General features: G+C 71.5%; 20 protein-coding genes. 14 read left to right on the top strand and 6 right to left on the bottom strand.

Features of this window, described 5'->3' with window-relative positions:
• Positions 1-12: 12 nt before the first annotated feature.
• The 3 genes from PD653B2_RS21840 to paaK are packed head-to-tail and all read left to right on the top strand — an operon-like array spanning position 13 to position 2,512.
• Positions 13-822 (top strand): sigma-70 family RNA polymerase sigma factor, encoded by an 810-nt coding sequence (locus tag PD653B2_RS21840; protein ID WP_085874531.1) that lies wholly within the window; start codon positions 13-15, stop codon positions 820-822.
• Complete coding sequence (gene paaI, locus PD653B2_RS21835) at positions 819-1,244, top strand: hydroxyphenylacetyl-CoA thioesterase PaaI (RefSeq protein WP_242665394.1); 426 nt, start codon at positions 819-821, stop codon at positions 1,242-1,244. Before PD653B2_RS21840 ends, paaI begins: the two co-directional genes overlap by 4 nt.
• Positions 1,241-2,512, top strand: a complete 1,272-nt coding sequence (gene paaK, locus PD653B2_RS21830) for a phenylacetate--CoA ligase PaaK (RefSeq protein ID WP_242665393.1) — start codon at positions 1,241-1,243, stop codon at positions 2,510-2,512. The genes paaI and paaK overlap by 4 nt, the downstream gene beginning before the upstream one ends.
• Here paaK and PD653B2_RS21825 read toward each other — a convergent pair.
• Genes PD653B2_RS21825 through PD653B2_RS21815 form a run of 3 tightly spaced genes read right to left on the bottom strand, consistent with a single transcriptional unit; the run spans position 2,506 to position 5,975 of the window.
• Positions 2,506-3,372 (bottom strand): crotonase/enoyl-CoA hydratase family protein, encoded by an 867-nt coding sequence (locus tag PD653B2_RS21825; protein WP_085874530.1) that lies wholly within the window; start codon positions 3,370-3,372, stop codon positions 2,506-2,508. The two genes, paaK and PD653B2_RS21825, sit on opposite strands and share 7 nt — an antisense overlap.
• A 6-nt stretch (positions 3,373-3,378) precedes the next feature.
• Complete coding sequence (locus tag PD653B2_RS21820) at positions 3,379-4,587, bottom strand: LCP family protein (RefSeq protein WP_085874529.1); 1,209 nt, start codon at positions 4,585-4,587, stop codon at positions 3,379-3,381.
• A gap of 11 nt (positions 4,588-4,598) precedes the next feature.
• Positions 4,599-5,975 carry a wax ester/triacylglycerol synthase family O-acyltransferase gene (locus tag PD653B2_RS21815; RefSeq protein WP_165763578.1) on the bottom strand — a complete coding sequence of 459 codons (1,377 nt, stop codon included), beginning with the start codon at positions 5,973-5,975 and terminating at the stop codon, positions 4,599-4,601.
• 120 nt (positions 5,976-6,095) lie between these two features.
• Here PD653B2_RS21815 and PD653B2_RS21810 point away from each other — a divergent pair, with 120 nt between their 5' ends.
• From PD653B2_RS21810 to PD653B2_RS21795, 4 genes are all read left to right on the top strand, one after another.
• On the top strand, positions 6,096-6,605 hold the full coding sequence (locus PD653B2_RS21810) for an acyl-CoA thioesterase (RefSeq protein WP_085874527.1): 510 nt from the start codon (positions 6,096-6,098) through the stop codon (positions 6,603-6,605).
• Between the two features lie 133 nt (positions 6,606-6,738).
• Entirely contained in the window at positions 6,739-8,184 is a 1,446-nt protein-coding gene (locus tag PD653B2_RS21805) for an LCP family protein (RefSeq protein WP_085874526.1), read from the top strand.
• Between the two features lie 83 nt (positions 8,185-8,267).
• Positions 8,268-9,305: a 5'-3' exonuclease gene (locus PD653B2_RS21800; RefSeq protein WP_085874525.1), complete on the top strand. Its 1,038-nt coding sequence runs from the start codon at positions 8,268-8,270 to the stop codon at positions 9,303-9,305.
• Between the two features lie 149 nt (positions 9,306-9,454).
• Positions 9,455-9,922, top strand: a complete 468-nt coding sequence (locus PD653B2_RS21795) for a hypothetical protein (RefSeq protein WP_085874524.1) — start codon at positions 9,455-9,457, stop codon at positions 9,920-9,922.
• Between the two features lie 85 nt (positions 9,923-10,007).
• Here PD653B2_RS21795 and PD653B2_RS21790 read toward each other — a convergent pair whose 3' ends face one another.
• The 3 genes from PD653B2_RS21790 to PD653B2_RS21780 are packed head-to-tail and all read right to left on the bottom strand — an operon-like array spanning position 10,008 to position 12,489.
• Positions 10,008-10,823 (bottom strand): N-acyl homoserine lactonase family protein, encoded by an 816-nt coding sequence (locus tag PD653B2_RS21790; RefSeq protein WP_085874523.1) that lies wholly within the window; start codon positions 10,821-10,823, stop codon positions 10,008-10,010.
• 27 nt (positions 10,824-10,850) lie between these two features.
• Positions 10,851-11,489 (bottom strand): dihydroxyacetone kinase subunit DhaL, encoded by a 639-nt coding sequence (dhaL, locus tag PD653B2_RS21785; protein WP_089504039.1) that lies wholly within the window; start codon positions 11,487-11,489, stop codon positions 10,851-10,853.
• A 1-nt stretch (position 11,490) separates the two neighbouring features.
• The gene (locus PD653B2_RS21780; protein WP_085874521.1) at positions 11,491-12,489 is read right to left on the bottom strand and encodes a dihydroxyacetone kinase subunit DhaK; all 999 of its coding nucleotides are present in this window, start codon (positions 12,487-12,489) and stop codon (positions 11,491-11,493) included.
• 176 nt (positions 12,490-12,665) lie between these two features.
• Here PD653B2_RS21780 and PD653B2_RS21775 point away from each other — a divergent pair, with 176 nt between their 5' ends.
• The 7 genes from PD653B2_RS21775 (at position 12,666) to PD653B2_RS21745 (ending at position 19,689) form a co-directional block, all read left to right on the top strand.
• Positions 12,666-14,264, top strand: coding sequence for a sugar ABC transporter ATP-binding protein (locus PD653B2_RS21775; protein ID WP_085874520.1), 1,599 nt, complete (start codon positions 12,666-12,668; stop codon positions 14,262-14,264).
• Positions 14,261-15,289 (top strand): ABC transporter permease, encoded by a 1,029-nt coding sequence (locus PD653B2_RS21770; RefSeq protein ID WP_085874519.1) that lies wholly within the window; start codon positions 14,261-14,263, stop codon positions 15,287-15,289. Before PD653B2_RS21775 ends, PD653B2_RS21770 begins: the two co-directional genes overlap by 4 nt.
• Complete coding sequence (locus PD653B2_RS21765; protein WP_085874518.1) at positions 15,286-16,392, top strand: ABC transporter permease; 1,107 nt, start codon at positions 15,286-15,288, stop codon at positions 16,390-16,392. Before PD653B2_RS21770 ends, PD653B2_RS21765 begins: the two co-directional genes overlap by 4 nt.
• 19 nt (positions 16,393-16,411) lie before the next feature.
• Entirely contained in the window at positions 16,412-17,545 is a 1,134-nt protein-coding gene (locus PD653B2_RS21760; RefSeq protein ID WP_085874517.1) for a sugar ABC transporter substrate-binding protein, read from the top strand.
• Between the two features lie 103 nt (positions 17,546-17,648).
• Positions 17,649-18,386 carry a FadR/GntR family transcriptional regulator gene (locus PD653B2_RS21755; RefSeq protein ID WP_133059092.1) on the top strand — a complete coding sequence of 246 codons (738 nt, stop codon included), beginning with the start codon at positions 17,649-17,651 and terminating at the stop codon, positions 18,384-18,386.
• An 8-nt stretch (positions 18,387-18,394) separates the two neighbouring features.
• Positions 18,395-19,105 (top strand): isochorismatase family cysteine hydrolase, encoded by a 711-nt coding sequence (locus PD653B2_RS21750; RefSeq protein ID WP_085874515.1) that lies wholly within the window; start codon positions 18,395-18,397, stop codon positions 19,103-19,105.
• A gap of 59 nt (positions 19,106-19,164) precedes the next feature.
• Positions 19,165-19,689 carry a type 1 glutamine amidotransferase domain-containing protein gene (locus tag PD653B2_RS21745; protein ID WP_085874514.1) on the top strand — a complete coding sequence of 175 codons (525 nt, stop codon included), beginning with the start codon at positions 19,165-19,167 and terminating at the stop codon, positions 19,687-19,689.
• Positions 19,690-19,707: the final 18 nt, after the last annotated feature.

The raw sequence follows: 19,707 nt of genomic DNA, 5'->3' as shown, positions 1-19,707 counted from the left end.
GAGGAGGGTGGAGTGGAGGACCGTCGCGAGGCCACCGCCCGCCTGTTCGACCTCGTCCGGGAGAGCGACGGCGACGACCGGGCGCGACACGAGGACGAGATCATCCGGCTCAACATGGTCGTCGCCCGCGACTGCGCCCGGCGCTACCGGGGCCGGGGCGTGGCCGACGACGACCTGGAGCAGGTTGCCTACCTGGGCCTGGTGAAGGCCGTCCGCGGCTTCGACCCCGACCGGGGCTTCGACTTCCTCTCCTTCGCGGTCCCGACGGTCCGCGGCGAGCTGCGCCGCCACTTCCGCGACCTCGGCTGGGCGCTGCGCCCACCACGCTCGATCCAGGAGCTGCAGACCCGGATGCTCGCCGCCGAGGGCGACCTCGCCCAGCAGCTCGGTCGCTCGCCGCGCCCCTCCGACTTCGCGCGCCACCTCGACGTCGACCTCGAGCACGTCCTCGACGCGCTCGGCGCGAGCGGCTGCTTCGCGCCCGCCTCGCTCGACGTGCCGACCGGCGAGGACGACTCCGTGCTCGCCGACCGGCTCGGTGGCCTCGACCCCGCCTTCGACTCGGCGGAAGCGCGGGTCACCCTCGCCGCCGTCATGCGCGGGCTGACCCCGCGGGAACGGCGGATCCTCGAGCTGCGCTTCTTCGGTGGCCACACCCAGGCCGAGATCGGGGCCGACATCGGGGTCACCCAGATGCAGGTCTCCCGGCTGCTGAACCGGATCCTCGCGCGGATGCGGGACAAGATGTTGGCCGACACCGCCTCCAGCGGCCCCCGCTGCCTGACCGCGTGCCGCAGGACGACCACTAGCCTGACCGGGTGACGCCCGACGAGGTCGCCCGGCGCAGCGCCGACGCCATGTGGGCCGAGGACCGCGCCAGCCGGTCGCTCGGGATGGTCCTCGATGCCGTCGGGCCCGGCACGGCGACGCTGCGGATGACCGTGCGCGACGACATGGTCAACGGCCACGACATCGGCCACGGCGGCCTGACCTTCACCCTGGCCGACTCGGCCTTCGCATTCGCCTGCAACTCCTACAACCGGCGCACGGTCGCCGCCGGCGCCGAGATCCGCTTCCGGGCACCGACCCGGGCCGGCGACGTGCTCGTGGCCACCGCGGTCGAGCGGGAGCGGTCCGGCCGCGACGGCACCTACGACGTGACCGTCAGCGCGGGCGAGATCGTGGTCGCGACCTTCGTCGGCCACTGCCGCGAGGTCGGCGGGGCGTTCTGGGGGGAGTCGTGACCGTCGGCGGGGTGCCCGACCTCGACCGGGCCGGCCTCGACGGGCTCCAGCTCACCCGGCTGCGGAACACGCTGCGCCACGTCCAGGAGCACGTGCCGCACTACCGGCGGGCGTTCGCCGACGCCGGCGTCGGGCCCGAGGACCTGCACACGCTGACCGACCTGGGTCGCTTCCCGTTCACCACCAAGGCCGACCTGCGGGAGAACTACCCGTTCGGGATGTTCGCCGTGCCGCGCGAGCAGGTGGTGCGGGTGCACGCCAGCAGCGGGACGACGGGGCGGCCCACGGTCGTCGGCTACACGCAGGAGGACGTCGACACCTGGGCCGAGCTGATGGCCCGCTCGATCCGCGCGGCCGGCGGCCGGCCGGGCGACCTGCTCCACGTCGCGTACGGCTACGGGCTGTTCACCGGCGGGCTCGGGGCGCACTACGGCGCCGAGCGGCTCGGCTGCACGGTGGTGCCCGTCTCCGGCGGGATGACCGAGCGCCAGGTCCAGCTGATCGTCGACTTCGGGCCGCGGGTGATCATGGTGACGCCGTCGTACTTCCTTGCGATCCTCGACGAGATGGACCGGCAGGGCGTCGACCCCCGGAGCACGGCGCTCGAGGTCGGCATCTTCGGGGCCGAGCCCTGGACCGACGAGCTGCGCCGCGCCGTCGAGGCGCGGTCGGGCATCCGCGCGGTCGACATCTACGGGCTCTCCGAGGTGATGGGGCCGGGCGTCTCCCAGGAGGCGGGGGAGACCCAGGACGGCCTGCACGTCTGGGAGGACCACTTCCTGCCCGAGGTCGTCGACCCCGTGACCCTCGAGCCGGTGCCGGACGGCGAGGAGGGCGAGCTGGTCCTCACCTCGCTGACCAAGCAGGCGATGCCGGTGATCCGCTACCGCACCCGCGACCTGACGCGCCTGCTGCCGGGTACGGCGTACCCGGCGTTCCGGCGGATGCAGAAGGTCACCGGGCGCACCGACGACATGATGATCGTGCGCGGCGTCAACGTGTTCCCCAGCCAGGTCGAGGAGCAGATCCTCGCGGTCGACGGCCTGGCGCCGCACTACCTGTGCGTGCTGACCCGGCCGGGCAGCCTCGACGAGCTCACCGTGCAGGTCGAGGCGGCGACCGCGGCGTACGACGCCGCGCTCGCCGGCCGGCTCGCGGAGCGGATCAAGCAGCGGATCGGCGTGACTCCCCGGGTCGAGGTGCTCGCGCCCCACGCCCTGGAGCGCTCGCTCGGCAAGGCGAAGCGGATCAGCGACCGTCGTCAGTAGACGCGGGGCAAGTCCGACGCCTTGCCGGTGAACTCCGGCGCGCGCTTCTCGAGGAACGCCGCGACGCCCTCCTTGCCGTCCCCGATCGACGCGTAGAACATCGCCAGCGAGTCGGCGAGGTGGGCCTCGAGCGGGTCGGCCACCGCGCTGTTGCGGTAGAGCAGGCGCTTGGCGAGGCCGAGCGCGACCGGGGAGCGGCCGACCACGAACGACCGGGCCAGGTCGTGGGCCGCGGGCAACAGCTCGTCGGGCTCGTGCACGCTGCGGAGCAACCGGCCGGCCAGCGCCTGCTCGGCGGTGAGGATGTCCGCGGCGTAGACCCACTCGAGCGCCTGCTGGATGCCGACGATCCGCGGGAGGAACCACGACGACGCGGCCTCGGGCACGATCCCCAGCCGGCCGAAGACGAAGCCGACCCGGGCCTTGGTCGACGCCAGCCGGAGGTCCATCGCGAGGGTCATGGTCGCGCCGATGCCGACCGCGGGCCCGTTGATCGCGGCGATCACGGGCTTCGGGAGCGCGTGGATCGCCAGCGTGACGCGGCCCCCGGTGTCGCGCACGCCGTCGTGGTACGGCGCCTCCGTGAGGTGGGCGCGGAGGTCCTCGGGAGTCGGTCGCACCGACTCGTCCAGACCGAAGACGTTGCCCTCGGCCGACAGGTCCATGCCGGCGCAGAAGGCCCGGCCGGCGCCCGTCACCACGACCGCGCGGACGTCGTCGGAGCGGGCGTCCTCCACGAAGACCTGCTCGAGCTCGCGGGCCATCGTGAGGTCGAACGCGTTGAGCTGGTCGGGGCGACTCAGCGTGAGGGTGGCGATGCCGTCCTCGTCGATCGTCCAGTCCAGGGTCTCGAAGCTCATGCGGTCCTATCCGGTGACGCTCTTGGGCAGGCCCGTCGGGGTGCACAGGGCCTTCGGGACGTCGGCGGTCTTGTCTTCCTTGATGAGGTCGAACATCTGCTGGGAGCGCTGCGGGTCCCAGTGCACCACGAGGTCGGAGATCGGCACGACGCAGCTGAGGTCGACGTTCGTCATCGCCGTGGCCCACTTGCCGGCCTGCAGGGTGCCGGTCCCCTCGCCGAAGGCGAAGAAGTCCGGCACCGCCATCGCCAGGCGCCAGTACCGCACCGGGTTGACGAAGGTCCAGGGTGACAGGACCTTGTCGCCGACCGCCGCGACGACCTCGCGCTGGTGCTTGACCCGGGTGATGTCGCCGTAGCGCGGATCCGTGTGGCGGGACCGGGCGTAGCCGAGCGCCGTCGCACCGTCGGCCTCCTGGCAACCCTTCTCGATGTCCAGGTTGGCGAGCTTGTCCTTCATGTCGAACGTCGGGCAGATCTCGATCCCGCCCACCGCGTCGACCACGCCGGCCAGGCCGCCGAGGCCGATCTCGACGTACTCGTCGACCCGGATGCCGGTGTTGAGCTCGATCGTCCTGGTCAGCAGCTTGGCGCCGCCGTAGGCGTAGGCGGCGTTGATCTTCGAGGTGCCGTGGCCGGGGATCTCGACGAGCGAGTCCCGGGGGATCGACATCAGCAGGTTCGGTCCGTCACCGGTGTGCAGCAGCATGATGGTGTCGGTGCGCTGCCCGCTGGCGTTGCCGGTGCCGAGGGCCTTGCGCTCCTCCTTGCTCAGCCGGGCGCGCGAGTCCGAGCCGACCATGAGGTACGTCGTGCCGGGCTGGTCGCCGGGTCGCTTGCCGGAGGGCTCGAAGTCGACCTTGTCGACCTTGGTCCACGCCCACACCGGCACGGCGACCAGGTAGACGACCCAGAGGAGCAGGAGCACCAGCACGAGGCGCAGCCAGAACCGGAAGCCGCGGCGCCGGCGCGGCGGCGGTGCGGTCGGGCCGGGCGTCGGCGCGGGCCGAGGCGGCACCGGAGGAGTGGAGGAACGACCGGGGGCGGTGGTCGGAGGTGGCACCGGCGTGCCGGACGGCCGCGGCTGCGTGGGCATCACGCGGGTCTCGTCGGGGCGGGGCTCGGCGCCATCCGGGCGCGCACCGCCGCCGTACAGCCAGTGGAAGTCGGGGGAGCCGTCCTCGGGCGCACCGTCTCCCCGAGGACGATCGGTCATGCTGGCAGACGCTACCGTGCGGCCAGGTCCGACCAGGACTCCGCAATGCCGTCGGCGAGGACCTGGAGGTCGGGCACGCTCTCGTGGTCGCCGGTCACGCCGTACGTGAGCGCGTCACCGTAGGACAGCATCGCGACGCCGATGCGCACGTCGTCGGCGATCGGGACGTAGGGGACCAGAGACCGGAGCGGTCGGCCCAGACAGTAGAGCGGCACCGGTGGGCCGGGCACGTTCGTGGTCACCGTGGTGACCTGGTGCTGCGGGATCCGGAGCGCCGATCGCATCGTCCAGGACACGAGGGGGAACGGGCTGAGCGCCGCGGTCGACGTGATCCCGCTGCCGGCCTCGGGTTCGTGGTGCCGGCGCAGGGTCCGCAGGCGACGGTGCACCTCCAGGACCCGCTGCCGGGCGTCGGGCTCCTCCACGGGCAGGTAGGGCAGCATCAGGGAGACCTGGTTGTCGGTCGTCGACTCCTGGCCCGGCGCCCGCGTCGACACCGGGACGAGGGACCGGACAGCCCGCGCGTCCGGCACCTCCCCCCGCCCGATGAGCAGCCGCCGGAAGCCGCCGGCGATCGCGGCCAGGGCGACGTCGTTGACACTCGCGCCGCACTCCCGGCGTACGGCGGCCACGTCCGACATGTGCACCTCGACCCAGGTGAAGCGGCGGTCGGCGCCGGTCGGACCCACCAGCGAGGTCGGGTGCACCGGCACGATCGCGCCCCCGAGGTCGAGCAGGCCCCGGGTGGTGCGGGCGGCGACCGCTGCCGAGCGCAGGGGGGTCCGTGCGAGCCGGCCCAGGGCGCCGATCAGGTGGCTGGGCGACGCGGCGAGCTCGCGGAGCCCGCCCACGGTGAAGGACAGGATCGACTCCGCGGCCGGCGGTGGTGCTCGATCGGGGATCACCGGCGTGGCGGTGGGCGTGAGGTCCAGGAACAACCGGTAGAGATCGGTGCCGGACACGCCGTCGGCGACGCAGTGGTGGATCCGCGACAGCACGGCCCACTGTATGTCCGGCATGCCCTCCACGAGCCAGCACTCCCAGAGCGGGTGGGACCGGTCCATCCGGGAGGCCATCAAGGTGGCGACCAGGTCGGCGATCTCCCGATGACCGCCCGGCGTCGGGAGCGCGGCCCGCAGCACGTGGCGACGCACATCGAAGTCCTCGTCCTCCACCCACGCGGGTGGTGCGAGATCCAGGAGGACCGGCCGGACGCGCTGCCGGTGGCGGGGGACGAGCGGCAGGCGGTGCTCGATGAGGGCGACGAGCTCGGCGTAGGTCGGAGCCGGGCCGTCGAACACGGCGAGGGAGCCGATCGCCAGGGATGCGGCGGGATCGGCGTCCTCGGCGGAGAGGAACGCGTCGGCGAGAGGAGTGAGTCGCTCCACGGTGGTCTCCTGGGGGATGCGGTCTCCCCAGTCTCGACGGGCCGGCGCGACGCCACCCGGGCACACGGACCCCTCCGGCTGGGCCCAAAGGCCCCGGCCGGCGCCGGTACGGTGCTGGGCATGGCAGCTGAGATGCACGGCCTCGCGCCGTCGTACGCCCGTGTGTCGCTCGCGATCGTGACCTCCGGGCGGGAGGCGAACCTGCTCGGCAACATCCACGGCGGCGAGATCATGAAGCTGGCCGACTCGACCGCCGGCGCGGTGGCCGCCCGGCACAGCGGAGGGCCGGCGGTGACGGCGGCCATGGACGAGATGGCCTTCCTCGAGCCGGTGCACGTCGGCGACATCGTGCGCACCTTCTCCCAGGTCAACTGGGCCGGGCGCTCCTCGATGGATATCGGGGTGCGGGTCGAGACCCAGCCGTGGAACGACCCGTCGACCACCTCGCTGCACGTGGCGTCGGCGTACTTCGTGTTCGTCGCCGTCGACGGGGCCGGCCGGCCGCGGCAGATCCCGGGGCTGGTGCCCGAGACGCCCGACGAGGTCCGCCGGATGCGTGAGGCCGAGATCCGCCGGGCGCACCGGCTGGCGAAGAAGCAGGAGATCGACTCCGCTCGCCGCCTGGACTGACCCCGGCCCCAGAAGCGATCGGGCGCGGACCGGCACTCTCGGCGCGTCGCGACCGGATGTGACGCCTGTGACTGGTGATACTGGCGGGGCACCACCCCTTCCCCGTTCCACAGCTCAGCAGAGAGGCATCTCGATGCCACCCGTCTCTTCCCCCGGGTTGCACGACAGCCAGGCGTCGCGGTTCACCGCGGGCGACCGCGCGGCACGCGTGCGCTTCCGTCGGGCCATGGCCCTGATGGTGATGACGCTCGTCCTGCCGGGCTCGGCCCAGCTGGTCGCCGGCAACCGCCGCGTCGGCTTGATCGCCCTCCGGATCTGGTTCGGCCTGGTCGTCACCTTCGTGCTCACCGTGGTCGTCGGCCTCCTCTGGCACGAGCTCTTCCTCGAGCTCGCGTTCGACACGTTCGCGCTCTTCTGGATCCGGCTGGCGATGATGGCGCTCGCCACCGGCTGGGCGGTGCTGTTCTTCGACGCCTGGCGGATCGGCCAGCCCCTGACTCTCAGCCTGGGTCACCGGCGCGCGGCCGTCGGCTTCAACGGCGTCCTGGCGCTGTCGGTCGCGGCCTCGCTGCTCTTCGGCGCGCACCTGATCGGCGTCCAGCGCGACTTCATCCTCGCGATGTCGGGCGACGGTGACGTCACCGGCACCCACGACGGCCGCTACAACGTGCTGCTGCTCGGCGGCGACTCCGGAGCGGGCCGCTGGGGCCTGCGGCCGGACTCGATGACCGTCGCCAGCATCGACGCCGAGACCGGCCGGACGGTCCTCATCTCGCTGCCCCGCAACATGAAGAACTTCCCGTTCGCCAAGGGCTCGGTGATGCGCGAGCAGTTCCCCGACGGGTTCGACGCCGACTACCTCAACGGCGTCAGCACCTGGGCCGGCGACAACACGGAGCTGTTCCCCGACTCCGACCACCCGGGCGTCGACGCGACGATCGAGGCGATCGAGGGCATCACCGGTCTCCGGATCAACTACTGGGCGATGGTCAACCTCGAGGGCTTCAAGGACCTCGTCGACGCCGTCGGCGGCGTCACCCTCAACGTGCGCCAGCCCATCCCGGTCGGCGGGCTCGGTGACGACGTCACCGGCTACATCCAGCCCGGCGTCCGCAAGCTCGACGGCCACGACACGCTCTGGTTCGCCCGCGCCCGCGACGACTCCGACGACTACTCGCGGATGGCTCGCCAGAAGTGCGTGATGAACGCGATGCTCCAGCAGATCAGCCCGCAGACCGCCGTCCGCAACTTCGCCAGCATCGCGGAGGCCAGCTCGGCCATGGTCTCGACGAACATCCCGTCCAGCGAGTTCGGGCGCTTCGCGTCCCTCGCCCTCAAGGCGCGGGGCCAGAAGATCTCCACGCTCTCGCTGGTGCCGCCGATGATCAACACGGCCGACCCGGACATCAAGCTGATCAGGTCGAAGGTCGCCGGCGCCATCGCCAAGGCCGACGGCACCGCCGACGCCCCCGGTAAGTCGGGCGCGAAGAAGGTGCAGTCGGTCACCGGCGGCTCGCTCGGTTCCATGAGCGAGGGGTACGCCGCCAACGAGGCCGCCGACCTCGACGCTGCCTGCTGACGCGCACGCGTCAGCGGGCGCGTCGATGGTGGTCCAGGAGCCGCGCGACCGAGGAACGAGGTCGGCGTGGGAGGCTCGTCCCGATGTCCCCGCGCACGCTCCTGGCCCTCGACGGCAACTCGCTGCTGCACCGCGCGTTCCACGCGTCGGCGGCGAGCGGCTTCCGCACTCCTGACGGACTGCCGGGCTGGGCGGTGCGGGGGGTGCTCTCCCAGCTCGTCGCCGCCGCCGACCGGGTGTGCGCCGACGCGGTCGTCGTCGGGTTCGACGACCCCACGTCGAGCTCGCGGCGCGAGCGCTGGCCGTCGTACAAGGCCCACCGCACGCCCAAGCCGCCCGCGCTCGAGGTCCAGCTGGAGGCGGCCGTCGACGCGCTGCGCGACCTCGGGGTCCAGGTCGTGGTGCCGCCGGGTCTCGAGGCCGACGACGTGCTGGCCAGCGCGGCCGCGTACGCGCCCACGGCCGGCGCCCGGACGGTCGTGGTCACCTCCGACCGCGACTCCTTCGCGCTGATCGGCGAGCACACGCGGATGCTCCGGATCCTCAACGGCGGCGTGGATGCCTCGCCCCTGCTCGACCCGCAGCGGCTGGTGACCCTGACGGGCGTGCGGCCCGACCAGTACCTCGACTACGCCGCCCTGCGCGGCGACTCCTCCGACAACCTGGCGGGTGTCCCGGGCTTCGGCCCCAAGACGACCGCCCGCCTGCTCGCCGCGCTCGGCTCGGCGCGGGCCGCCTTCGACGACGCCGCGGCTGACGGGGCCGCCTGCCGCGACGCGGTCGGGCCCGCCCTCGCGACGGTGCTCGGTACGCCGGCCGCCCGCGAGGTCTGGGAGCTCAACTGCGCCGCGATGACGATGGTCGACACCATCGACCTCGGGCTCGACCTGGCCGGGGGAGCCGGCTGCCTGCCGCTGGAGGAGTCGGCGATCCAGGAGACGTACGCGCGCTTCGGTCTCTACCCGGGACCCGCCGTCCGCGCGCTCGCCCTGCGTGAGCCCGGTCCCCGGGTGGAGATGGTCGAGCCCGCATGGCACGCCCCGCCGGCCCAGCGCCGGCACCCGGCACTCGCGCCGACGGCGCCGGAGCCCGTCGGGTCGGTCCAGGAGGCCCTCTTCTGAAGGGACCGGACCAGACCGCCTGGCCTGGCCCGCTCACGGTCCGCGGGTCTGCCGACGTCCGCCCGGGCATCGCGATACGGTGCAGCCGACCGCGGAGCGGCTCGCCTGCTCCGGGCGAGGAGTACCCCGCGCCAATGAGAGGTACTCCGATGAAGCGCTCTGCCCTGCTCCTGCCCGCCGTGGCCCTGGCCCTCAGCCTGACCGCAGCCGGGTGCGGCGGTTCCGACAGCGACGCCAGCGACGGCGGCGACGCGCCCGCCTCGATCAGCAAGGCGGACTTCACCGAGCAGGCGAACACCATCTGCTCCGACGCGAGCGCCGAGCTCGAGACCGCCGGTGCCGAGCTCACCGACCAGTCCACCCAGGAGGAGGTCGTCGCGTTCGTCACGGACACCGCCGTCCCGAGCTTCCAGGCACAGCACGACGACATCGAGGCCCTCGGAGCCCCCGACGGCGAGGAGGACGACGTCCAGGCCCTGCTCGACGCCCTTCAGGACGGCATCGACGCGATCACGGCCGACCCGGACGCCTTCGTCACCGGCGACGTGACGCCGTTCGACGACGCGAACGCGGCCGCGAACGACCTGGGACTGACGGACTGCGGCAGCGAGAGCTGATCGCGACCCGCTGGGCCGCCTCCCTGGGCCCGCCCGGCGACCTCGGCGACGGATCCGGTCACCTCGGCGCAGCACGCGCCCGGGATCAGTCGAGGTCTCCGGCGGGCCACCGGGCCGTCCGCACGAGCCGGTCCGGTGCCTTCGGCATCGCCTGGAACTGCTGCAGGTCGTGGCCCGCCACCACGATCGCGTCGGTCGCGTCCGCCAAGGCAGTGAGCCTGCGCATCGAGAACGACGCCGCCACCGCGTCCGTCGTGATCCCCGGTGGAGCGTCGGTCGCGATGTTCTCGTGGGTGTTGATGGCGTCACCCGCCACGATGATGTTGCCCAGGTCGGGGACGTCCCAGAGCATGACTGACTGGTGTCCCGGGGTGTGCCCGGGCGTGTGGACGAGCGAGATCCCGGGCAGGACGTGCCGGTCGCCGTCGACGAGCCGCCACGAGCGGGGCGGGGACAGGTCACTCGGCAGGTAGGCGCCGGCGGCCGGTGGGTCCGGGTCGAGCGCCCACCGGTGCTCGGTGCGCTGGACCACGTGCACCGCATCGGTGAAGAGGCGGCCGCCGCCGGCGTGATCGTGGTGCAGGTGGGTGTAGACGACCATCGTGACGTCGGCAGGGGAGAGTCCGAGCAGCCCGAGCTGCTCCACCGGGTGGTGTCGAGGCTCCATCCGGGGGCGCGCGGCCCCGGCCAGACGCGGTCCCCATGCGGCCACGGGGTCGTCGATGACCGCGGGGTCGTTGCCGGTGTCCACCAGGACGTAGCCGCCGCTCGTGCCCACGAGGAACATCTGGACGGGGACCGTGAGCCGGCGTCCGTAGCGGCGGCCCGGGACCACGACGCTGGACTCCACGTCCAGCGTCCCGCCGTCGAGCAGGTGCACGGATGTCACGGACGTCTTCATGCCCCTGGCCTGCGCATCCTCGGCCCGTCAGCTCGCGGAGGCTACCGCGTGCAGGGACTGGAACAGCTGCGCCATCGAGGTCGCCCCTGCGTCGACGTGACCGATGCTGCGGTCACCGAGATAGCTGCCGCGCCCGACGCGCGCCAGCATGCCGGCGGTGGCATCGCGGCCCTCCTCGGCGGCGAGCGCGGCCACCCTGGTGGCCTCGACCAGGTCCAGCCCCGCAGCGGTCGCCGCCTGCAGTGCGGCGACCGCAGGTGAGATGGCGTCCAGCAACGTCTTGTCGCCCGGCTCGGACCGCCCCAGCTCCCCGATCCCGGCCGCGGCCGACGCGAACCCTCGCGTGAGCCGGGCCAGGTCCAGGAACGCCGTGCCGTCGCCCTCGTCGCTGACGCGCAGGAACAGGGTGCCGTAGAGGGCGCCGCTCGCCCCGCCGACGGAGTTCACGACGGCCATGCCGACCGCGTCGAGGAACGCCCGCGCGTCCGGGAAGTCCCCCTCGAGGACCTCGCGCATCGCGATCACCCCGCGGACCAGGTTCGAACCGTGCTCCCCGTCACCGGTCGCGGAGTCCAGCTCATCGAGGAGGTCCTGGTGGGAGATGACCGCGGTGCCGAAGTGATCGAGCCAGGCGCGCAGCTGGTCGAGGGAGAGCGTGGCGACCATCTCAGGCCCCCCATCGCAGGCTGGCGGTGTGGACGGGGTCGTCCCAGAGGTCCAGGAGCTCGTCATCGACCACCGCGATGGTCAGCAGCGCTCCGAGCGAGTCCAAGGAGGTCAGGAAGTTCCCCACGAGCGAGCGCTCCACGAGCGCCCCGCGGGCACGCAACCGTTCGTCCACGAGCCCGTAGAGCCCGAACAGCTCCAGCTGCGGCGTCGAGCCCAGGCCGCTGAGCATGGTGATGACCCGGGTCCCCTCGGTGACCTGGAGCTCGCCCACGAGCCTGTCGAGCAGCACGTCGGCGACGGCGGCGGCCGGCGGCAGCTCGCCGCGGTCCTGTCCGCGGTCGCCGCCCAGCCCCACGCCGATCTCGTAGCTGCCGCCGGGCAGCTCGAAGGTGGGCCGACCGAGCCGCGGGGGAGTGCAGGAGCTGAGGGCGACGCCGAAGGTCCGGGACCGCGCGACGACCCGCCGGGCCACGGCGGCCACCTGATCGAGCGGCTGGCCGCGCTCCGCGGCGGCGCCGGCGATCTTCTCCACCAGCACCGTCGCGCCGAGCCCGCGACGCCGCGACTCGAGGCCGGGCGGGAACGAGGCGTCGTCGTCGACGAGGACCTTCTCGATGCGCATCCCGCGGCGGGTCAGGATCTCCGCCGCCAGGCCGAAGTTCATCACCTCGCCGCCGAAGTTCTTGATGACGAAGAGGACGCCCGAGCCGTGGTCGGCAGCGGCGGCGGCGGCCATCACCTGGGCCGGCACGGGCGAGGTGAAGATCTCGCCCGGGCACGCCGCGTCGAGCATGCCCCGGCCGACGTACCCGGCGTGGAGGGGCTCGCACCCGGAGCCGCCCCCGGAGATCAGGCCCACCTTGCCGCGCCCCGCGGGAGCCGCCCGCGTCACGATCCGGTCGTCCGGCTGGAAGCGGACGACATCGGGATGTGCGGCCGCCAGACCGGCCAGGTACTCGGGCACCGCCGTGTCGGGCGCGTTGATGAACTTCTGCATGGGTCGTTCCCTCTCTCGCCGGTCCGGCTCCGACACCTTCACGAAACGCGTCCGAAACTTTCTCTTGACAAGCGCGGCACGGGCCGATGGTATTGGTCCTACCACCCGATCACAAGATGACATGAAGAGCCGGGCGGAGATCGGTCTCGGATGACACGCGAGTGGGAGGGCGACGGATGGAGACCACGTCCGCAACACTGTCGGTCGGGCCCGTCGCGGGCCCGGCCCCGCTCCTGGAGATGGCCGACATCTCCAAGCGATACCTGGGCGTCCAGGCCCTCGATCACGTCAGCCTGGTCGTCCGCCAGGGCGAGATCCACGCCCTCCTCGGCGGGAACGGGGCCGGGAAGTCCACGCTGCTCAACGTGCTCGCCGGCCTCGTCAGGCCCGACGCCGGCTCCATCACGCTCAGCGGCGAACCCGTCAGCATCGATCACCCCCGCGAGGCGCAGAAGCTCGGGATCGTGACGATCCACCAGGAGCTCTCGACGGTTCCGGACCTGACGGTGCTCGAGAACATCCTGCTCGGCAACGAGACGGCGCTGACCGCCCAGGGCGCCCTGTTCCTCAACCGGCGGCAGATGGCCCGGCGGGTGCAGCCACTGGCCGCGGAGTTCGGGATCACCGCCGCCGAGCTGTGGCGGCCCGTGGCCGAGTTCGGGGCCCTGAAGCGGCGCGCCATCGAGATCGTCAAGGCCCTGGCCGCCGAGCCGAAGATCCTCATCCTCGATGAGCCCACCTCGGGCCTGGAGGACCACGAGAAGTCGCTGCTGTTCGAGCACATGCGCGGCCTCCAGAGACGTGGAGTCGCCCTGATCTGGGTCACGCACCACCTCGACGAGCTGTTCGGGCTCGCCGACGTGGCCACGGTGCTGCGCGACGGCAGGACCGTGACGACCGCGGCGATCGCCTCCCTGGACCAGCGCCGGCTCGTCAGCCACATGTTCGGCGGCGACGCGGCCGAGCTGCTCTCCACGCCCGGGACCCTGGAGCGGCCGGTGGACGACCCCGTCCGCGGCCGGCCCCGGCTGCGGGTGAGCAACGTGTCGCGCCCGGGCGTGCTCCGCGACATCTCCTTCGACCTCTACCCCGCCGAGGTGCTCGGCATCGCGGGGCTGGCCGGGGCCGGGCGTACGGAGCTGGTCCGGGCCATCATGGGGCTCGACAAGATCAGCGCCGGGCGGATCGAGGTCGACGGCCGGGTTCAACGACTGTCTCATCCCCGCAAGGCCTACCGGGCCGGCCTCGCGATGGTCCCCGAGGACCGCAAGCAGATGGGCATCCTGCCGGAGTTCTCCGTCGCGGAGACCATCTCGGTCTCGCGGCTCGGCTCGGTCTCCGTCGCCGGGTTCCTCAGCGGTCGCAAGGAGCGTGGCCTCGCGGACTCCTACATCTCGACGCTCGGCATCAAGACGCCGAGCCCACGCGAGAAGATCCGCAACCTCAGTGGGGGCAACCAGCAGAAGGCCGTCATCGCCCGCTGCCTCAACACGCGTCCCGCCATCTTGATCTTCGACGAACCCACCCAGGGCATCGACGTCCATGCCAAGGCCGAGGTCCACCGGTTGATCCGGGAGCTCGTCGACGGGGGTACCTCGGTGCTCCTCGTCGCCTCGGAGTTCTCCGAGCTGATCAGCCTGAGCGACCGCGTCATCGTCATGAACCGCGGCTCCCTCGTCGGCGAGATCCCCGACATCCACCGACGTGTCGCCGACCAGGGCATGGACGCGGTCAAGCACCTCATCATCGACCGTGCCTCGAGGGCGGAGCAATGAGCACCCCACGCACGACAGCTGCCCGGGTCCTGGGGATCGACGGCGTCCCGATCGTCACCGCGCTGGTGATCGTCACGGCGTACTTCTCGGCGACCGTTCCCGCCTTCCTGGACGGCGAGGGTCTGCGCTACTACCTCAACGAGGAGGTGCCGATCTTCATCATCACCGCGGGCCTGGCCCTGGTGATCATCGCCGGGGGGATCGACCTCTCGATCGGCGCGGTCCTCGGCCTCAGCGCCGGCACCTCGCTGCTCGCCTCGATGCACGGTGCCCCCGTGATCCTCGCGGTGCTCGTCGGCGTCGGCACGGGTGCCGCCTTCGGCCTCCTCAACGGGCTGGTCATCGTGAAGCTGAGGCTCAACGACTTCATCGTCACCCTGGGCACCCTCAACATCGCCGCCGGCCTGCTCGTCGTGCTGACGGACCACGTCCAGATCACCGGGACCGACGACGAGAGCTACCTCGCCATCGCGAACCACCCGGTCCTCTCGGTCAGCAGTGCGCTGGTGCTGGCGGTCCTGGTGGTCGCGGTCCTCCAGGCCGTGCTCGTGAAGACCGCCTTCGGGCGCAGGGTCCGGGCGAGCGGCGCCGGCGCGTCGCCGGCGCTGGTGGCCGGCGTGGACGCAGGGCGGACCAAGCTCTACGCGTACGTCATCTCCGGCAGCCTGGCGGGACTCGGGGGTGTGCTGCTCGCCTCCCGACTCAACTCGGTCCAGCCGGGGATGGCCGGTGGCTACGAGCTGTCCGCCATCGCGGCCGCCGTCCTGGGCGGGGTGAGCCTCGCCGGCGGACGCGGGGCCATCTGGCAGGCGGCCGTGGGCGGCCTGCTGCTCGCCACCCTCAAGCAGGGCTTCCGGCTCACCGGGGTGGACCCGCTGGTCTTCTCCATCATCATCGGCGTCTGCATCCTCGTCGGCGTCATCGTCGACCGGAGCGTCTACCGACTCGCCCTGACCCTCGGGTCACCTGCGTCCGTGCCGCCACGTCCGGAGCCGGCTCGCGCGAACGGAGGAATCGGACGATGAGTGCCATGACGTCCCGGGCGCTGGGCGAGACCCTGCGCACGCGGTTCCTGGGTGATCCCGCCGTGGGCATCCTCAGTCTGCTGGTGGTCGCCGCCGTCGTCATGTCGGCCTACGAGCCCACCTTCGCCACCACGGGGAACGTCACCAACATCGTCAACGCGATGGTGACGGTCAGCTTCCTGAGCATCGGGATGACCGTGGTCCTGATCGCCGGCGGCCTGGATCTCTCGGTCGGCTCCACGATGGGGCTGTGCGCGGGAGTCGCCGCGAAGCTGCTGACCTACGGCCTGCCGATGCCGGTGGCCTTCCTCGGAGCCCTGGCGGCGGGAGCCGGCATCGGTCTGCTGAACGGGCTGCTCATCACCAGGCTCGGGATCCCGGACTTCATCGCCACCCTGGCGATGCTCGGGATCGCCGGCGGCGTCCTGCTCTACTGGACGACCGGTGTCCCGATCCTCGGCTACATGACCCCCACCTACTACTACATCGGCGGCCTGACCCGGCTGATCGGGCCCATCACGGTCCCCATGATCCTGGTCGCGGTCATCGCCGTGGGAGTCTCGGTCCTCCTCCGACGCACCCGCTTCGGCGTCATGTTCTACGCCGTGGGCAGCTCCCCGACCGGCGCCCTCAACGCCGGCGTGCGCGTCGCGCGGGTCAAGACCGCGGCGTACGTCATCAGCGGGCTGATGGCCGCCGTCGCCGGCATCCACATCGCCGGGCGCACGACGACCGTCCCGCCGCTGATCGGCAACGGCTACGAGATCACCGCGATCGCGGCTGCGGTGATCGGGGGCGCGTCGCTCGCGGGCGGCAAGGGCCGCGTCTTCGGCGCGTTGGTCGGCGCGCTCACGCTCACGCTCACGCGCAACATCATCAACCTGACCGGGGTCGAGTCCAGCTGGCAGGCCGTCGTCACCGGCCTGGTCCTGATCGTGGCGATCACCGCCAACCAGACGTGGAGCGTGCTCTCGGCGCGCTCTCGAGCCAGAGCGCTCACCCGAACGATCTCCGTCTCCCGGGCTCACGCGCCGTCCACGCGTCGTGAGGGCATCGCAAGCGAAGCACCCGCCACCCAACGGCACCCCGAAACAACCCCGTGAAGACAAGAAGGAGTCCGACATGACCAAGACCGACGGAATCTCTCGGCGCATGGTGCTTCGAACCGGCACCCTGGTGGGTGCCGGCATCGGGGCGGTTGCCTTGGCCGGCTGCACGGCCGACGCAGGCAGCAGCACCGGCGGGGGCTTCGACAACACGGCCACCAAGGGCTACGACGACGCGGTCAAGAAGCTGGTCGCCGGTCGCGAGATCAAGGTCGGGTTCACGCCCCCCGTGTTGTCGGAGAACTTCACCCAGATCGAGCACGCGGCGTGGCAGAAGATGTACGAGTACGAGCAGCGCTTCGGGTGCACATGGGTGTGGGAGCGCCAGGCGCCGGTCGGCGACTTCAACGCGGTCCAGGGCACCCTCGGCATCGTCCAGTCCTGGGTGTCGCGGGAGTTCGACGCGATCGCGGTCTGCACGGGCGCGAACTTCGCGACGGTCCAGAGCCTCTACCAGGACGCCTCCGCCAAGGGCGTGAAGATCTACCAGTTCAACCAGCCGGCGGAGCTCTACCCGGAGGAGGAGCTGCGGACGGTCACCAACGTCGGCTACGACAACAGGTGGCAGTCGGGATACCTCGCCGGGACCTACATCGCCGAGAAGCTGGGGGGCAGCGGCAACATCCTGCAGATCTGGGGTCCGTCCGGCTCGGACTGGACCCGCGGCCGCAAGATCGGCTTCGACAAGGCGCTCGCCGAGAACCCCGGCATCAAGGTGGTGGGGGAGGCGGACGGTGGCTACGTCCGGGACAAGGGCTTCGCGGCGGCGCAGGACCTGTTGACCAAGAACAGTGACGTGAACGCCATCTACGGCGAGAACGAGGAGATGGCCCTGGGCGCCTCGCAGGCCATCGACCAGGCCGGTCTGAAGCACTGGGACGGCTCGGACGGCATCCTCACCATCGGTGCGGACGGTCTGGTGTCCGGCTACGACCAGATCAGCGCCGGGAAGCTGAGCGCCACCGTCGACATCGGAGGTGTCGACCAGGGCCAGAACCTCATCGAGGCCATCTTCGCGACCGCGGTGCTCGGCGAGACCGTCACCCAGCTGATCAACAACCCGACCCAGGTCGTCGACAAGTCCAACGTCGACTGGCACCGCGAGTACACCAAGTGGGCGCTCGACGTGCCCAAGAAGTACGGCGCCTGAGCGTCTGCGGAGGCCGGCGTCCGCGACTGCGCGGGTGTTGTCCGGCCGCGCCCAGCATCCACCGTCAGCACGAACCGTCAACCACGCCGAGGAGGTGAGCACCGTGACGGCCCAGGAACCCGTCGGGATCGTCCCCGTGAAGCAGCTGCGTCTGTCCGACGCCGTCGCTGCTCAGCTCGAGGCGCTCATCAACTCCGACCACTTCGGTGAGGAGGGGCGGCTGCCCTCGGAGCGGGAGCTGGCCGAGCGGTTCGCGGTCGGACGCGGCAGCATGCGCGAGGCCATCCGCAAGCTCGAGGCCCTGGGCATCATCACCAAGACCCACGGTGTCGGCACCTTCGCCGTCAGCGGCGCCATCCCGCGGATGGGGCTGCTGAGCGCCGGTGAGGTGTCCGCGCTCGAGCTGTTCGAGGTGCGCTACACCATCGACACCCTGGCCGCGGGTCTCAGCGCCCAGCGCAGGACCGTGGGCGACCTCAAGGCGCTCAAGGTCCTCCTGGACCACTCGATGAGCCCGGACGTGGACAACGCGGAGTTCGTGCGGCTCGACTTCGAGTTCCACCGCCTCGTGGCCCAGTCCGCGAAGAACAGCCTCGTCGCCCAGATGTACCAGCAGCTCGCCCCGCACCACGCCATCTACTCCGGCAAGGTCATCTCCCTCCCCGATCGGCGATCCCGAGCCCACGAGGGACACCTCCGCATCCTGGCGGCCGTCACCCACGGAGACGCCTCCGAGGCGCGTCGACAGGCGCTCGAACACCTCCTCGCTGCGGAGGAGGACCTGGTGAGCGCCGTCGAAGAGTCAGATTCACATCCCACCGATTCACCCCACAACCGATAGGAACCGCCATGTCATCGCTCGACTTCACCTACGACCACATCGACGACGTACTGCCGCGAGGCGCCTGGGTCGCCCCGGAGATCGACCCCGCGCGCACGATGCTCCTGGTGCTGGACGTCCAGAACCTCATCGTCAACGAGACCGGCGCCGCGTACGTCAAGTCGGTGGGCGGCGCGCCCGAGGGCAAGGACACGCTGGAGCCGATCAAGCGCGTCCTCGAGGCCTGCCGCGACAAGGAGATCCCCGTCGTGTGGTCCCTCTGGGGCCTGCGCCCCGACGGGCGCGACGCGGGCCTGGCCAAGGACAAGTGGCCCGGGCTCGACTGCGGTGCGCCCGAGTCGCCGGCCAGCTGGGGGAACCCGACCGGTGACGACCAGCTGCACCCGGACATGAAGCCGCTCGACGGTGAGCCGGTGATGTACAAGCACCGGTTCAGCAGCTTCTACAACACCCCCCTCGAGGAGTACCTGCGCGAGGACGACCGCGACACGCTGATCATCGTCGGCGTCACCTCGGCCAACTGCATGCACGCCACGGCCCTCGACGGCTGGAACAAGAACTACAAGATCGTCTGCGTCGCCGACACCACGACCGCCGTCCCCGCGCCCAACGAGGAGCAGCCGCTGGGCTACGGCCAGCACTGGGAGGCGCTGCGCAACATCCAGATGAACTACGGCGACGTGCTCCTGAGCACCGAGCTCCTCGAGAAGCTCAAGTAGCCGACCGGCATCCCGTCCCGGCCGTAGGGCCCCCACCACACGACGAGTTGGAGTTTGACGTGAGCATTCAAGGCAAGCGCATCGCCCTCATGATCGAGGACGACTACCAGATCCTCGAGGGCTGGTACCCCTACCTGCGGCTGATCGAGGCCGGGGCGGTGGTGACGGTGGTCGGCAACGGTGACAAGAAGACGTTCGAGAGCAAGGAGCACTACCCGATGGAGGCCGACGCCTCCCCGGGAGAGGTGTCCGCCGACGACTTCGACGGAGTGGTCGTCCCGGGAGGCTTCGCACCGGACAACATGCGGCTGCACCGCCCGATGATCGACCTGGTGCGCGACATCTCGGCCCAGGGCAAGATGACGGCCGCCATCTGTCACGGCGGCTGGATCCTGGCCTCGGCCAACGCGGTCGCGGGCCGTCGGGTGACCGGGTACGCCCCCATCGAGGACGACCTGGTCAACGCGGGCGCGACCTGGGTCTCCGACGAGCCGGCCGTGGTCGACGGGCACGTCATCACGGCCCGGACGCCTCCCGACCTGCCCGACTTCCTCAAGGCGATCGTCGCCTACTTCGAACGCTGACCAGGCAGGGGTGAGAAC

The sequence above is a fragment of the Nocardioides sp. PD653-B2 genome (assembly GCF_002117935.1).
Lineage (GTDB): Bacteria > Actinomycetota > Actinomycetes > Propionibacteriales > Nocardioidaceae > Nocardioides.
Note: the sequence above shows the minus strand (reverse complement) of the source record. Positions and strands in the feature narration are given on the sequence as shown.